At 40.3% G+C, this 2,610-nt stretch carries 3 protein-coding genes and 1 pseudogene; 2 read left to right on the top strand and 2 right to left on the bottom strand.

Features of this window, described 5'->3' with window-relative positions:
* Positions 1–12: 12 nt before the first annotated feature.
* On the bottom strand, positions 13–294 hold the full coding sequence (locus tag ACKTSF_RS14380) for a type II toxin-antitoxin system RelB/DinJ family antitoxin (RefSeq protein WP_407890262.1): 282 nt from the start codon (positions 292–294) through the stop codon (positions 13–15).
* Between the two features lie 261 nt (positions 295–555).
* Positions 556–912 (bottom strand): annotated as a pseudogene (locus tag ACKTSF_RS14375) (replication initiator protein A); the annotation flags it as partial.
* A gap of 143 nt (positions 913–1,055) precedes the next feature.
* Between ACKTSF_RS14375 and ACKTSF_RS14370 the strand changes: the two are divergent.
* Both ACKTSF_RS14370 and ACKTSF_RS14365 read left to right on the top strand, forming a co-directional pair.
* The gene (locus ACKTSF_RS14370; RefSeq protein WP_407890260.1) at positions 1,056–1,583 is read left to right on the top strand and encodes a helix-turn-helix domain-containing protein; all 528 of its coding nucleotides are present in this window, start codon (positions 1,056–1,058) and stop codon (positions 1,581–1,583) included.
* On the top strand, positions 1,550–2,443 hold the full coding sequence (locus ACKTSF_RS14365) for an IS3 family transposase (protein ID WP_407890264.1): 894 nt from the start codon (positions 1,550–1,552) through the stop codon (positions 2,441–2,443). The genes ACKTSF_RS14370 and ACKTSF_RS14365 overlap by 34 nt, the downstream gene beginning before the upstream one ends.
* Positions 2,444–2,610 lie beyond the last annotated feature (167 nt).

Below are 2,610 nucleotides of genomic sequence, written 5' to 3'. Positions count from 1 at the left end.
CTGACTAAGTCATTAGTCCTCATCTGGATCGTTGAGCCAATCAGCGACCTCTTTAGCGTCTTTGAACTCGGTGACTGGTGTCCCTTCGGTCGCCTTTAAAAAGCGTAAATTAGCTCTTTCTTCTTCGTTTAAAGACGCATTAAAAGGTAAAGCACCATTAGCAACAATCCGCTTGTAAAACATGTTAATGGCCGTGGTTGGATTTAAGCCCAATTCGCTTAAAACTGCTTCGGTATTATCGGCCAAATCTTTATCAATCTTGACTTGGACCCGTTTCTTTTCCTTAACTGCCATGATTGTCTCATCTCCCTTCTTCTACTACTACCATTATACTACCTTTTGAGTGCCTGATCAATAGATAAAGCCCTGGCCTCAAATCACTTGAGCTTGGCGTTGATCTAAAGGCTGAACTTTTGAGCTGGTTAGCCTGGTTAGCTCTGACACTCATTTAAAAGCCCCTATTCTTCTGTTTAAGCCATTTAAATCTAGCTTAAGTATAAAGAGAGGTTAGTAAGTCTTAAAACTGCTTAGAAAGGATTTTGTAGCCTTTTAGGACTAGTAGTACAACCCACTGTTGTCGTTGTCGGCCGGCTTTTCTTCTTCGGGGTGTTTGGCCGCGTATTCTCTAGCCGCTTGTTTATTCCACCAAACACCAAATAGATTTTGCATGGTGCCGTACAGGTAGTTTTCCACGTTCTTGATGTGCTTCTCATTGCTTCTTAGGGCGTTAAAGTAACGTCTCAAGGCTTTAGTCATTAAAAATTTCAGTTCTTCGTCGTCCAGTGGGATTATGACGCCAATATCTTTATGATCCTTCTCAACTCGGTACTTAGCATTTAAGATAATACCAACGAAGCGACACATCTGTAAGCGACGCATCTGTTGCGGGGTACGGCACCAAAAACTAAGCAGTCATGTTACAGCACCCAAGTAAAAGCTACGAAGATAAAAACATTCATCCTCAAAATATGTAACCTAGAAAAAAGGCCTCCAGTGTTAATGAAGTGCCCTACAATTGTTAGACAGATAAGTCTAACGATTGTGGGGCTTTTCTTATGACCAAATATAGTAGTCAATTCAAAACCAGAGTAGTTCGTGAATATTTTAGTGGTGGGATTAGTCTGAAAGATTTAAGCGCTAAGTATCAGATTCCTAGCACAGGAAACATCCTAAATTGGGTAAAACAAGTGCAAGCTCATGGCATGGGTTCTTTAAAGGTGAAGCATCATAAACAAACGTATTCACCGGACTATAAATTGAGCGTGGTAGACTATATCCAAACAAACGAGGTTAGTCGTATACAAGCTGCAGCGCATTTTGGTATCTCAGCCAGTCAAGCTAATAGCTGGATGACTATCTACCAAAAGCAAGGCGTGATGGGTTTACGTAGTAAACCTCGTGGAAGAAGGCCAATCATGAGTAAGCACAAGTCCCAGGGAAGTACAACTAAACGGTTAACACCAACGAAAGAGGAAAAATACAAACAACAGATCACTGAGTTACGACGACAACTACACGAAGCAGAATTGGATCGTGATATTTTAAAAACATTGGCGGCTATAACCAGGAAACAACCAAAGTAAAAGCTAAAATTGTTTCCACGTTACGGTCGCAATATCCACTAAAGGAACTTTTAGGAAAATTAAGATTGGCTAGATCAACCTACTATGACCGATTGAAACGCGACCATAAGCCAGATAAGTATGCGAAGGTTAAGGTATTTATACGTAAAGAGTACCTCAAAACTGGTTCTAGATACGGATACCGTCGAATTCACAAGAAGGCCGTCGAGGCCGGGTTCAACTACGCGGAGGAAACTATTCGTAAGATTATGACCGCGATGGGTCTTAAAGTAACCCTCTTTTCGAAGCATACCAGCAAGTACAGTTCATATAAAGGTAGTGTGGGAAAGATTGCGCCAAATCTTCTTAAACAACGCTTCAACGCAACTAAGCCGTTAACGGTGATGCATACTGATGTCACTCAAGTTCCACTGTACAACGGAAAATGGGGCTATATTTCAGTTATTATTGATGAGGCTAGTAAGGAGGTTTTGTCAGCCGTTGCCAGCTATTCACCCAATAAGAAACTAATTACGGATACTTTAGACCAAGTACAAAACCACATTATTAGGGGGCTCCACCCTATTCTCCATTCCGACCAAGGATGGCAATATCAGTTGCCAAGCTACCAAGCGCGACTCAAACATATGGGAATCACTCAAAGTATGTCCCGTAAGGGAAACTGTCATGATAACGCACCAGTAGAAAGTTTTTTTAGTCTTTTAAAACGTGAATGTTTAAACCAATATAAAATTGAAAATATTACCGAGTTGAATGGTATTTTGAAATCTTATATTGATTGGTTCAACAAAGATCGAATTTCGATGAAGACAAAAGGCTTGAGCCCTATAAATTATAGGAATCAAGCCTCAGTAGCATAAATTAAATTACTATTTGTCTAACTTTTCTATTGCACTTCAAAAACCGGGAGCCTTTTTTAGTATACCAATTTCTACTTCACATAAGGCGGCTTATCCCAAGTAACCCACATTCACCGCGGTACTTCCACATTCCGTTATTTTTTGATTGTGAACTTGTCCAAAAAAGA

Source organism: Levilactobacillus muriae (assembly GCF_045862015.1).
Classification (GTDB): domain Bacteria; phylum Bacillota; class Bacilli; order Lactobacillales; family Lactobacillaceae; genus Levilactobacillus; species Levilactobacillus muriae.
Note: the sequence above shows the minus strand (reverse complement) of the source record. Positions and strands in the feature narration are given on the sequence as shown.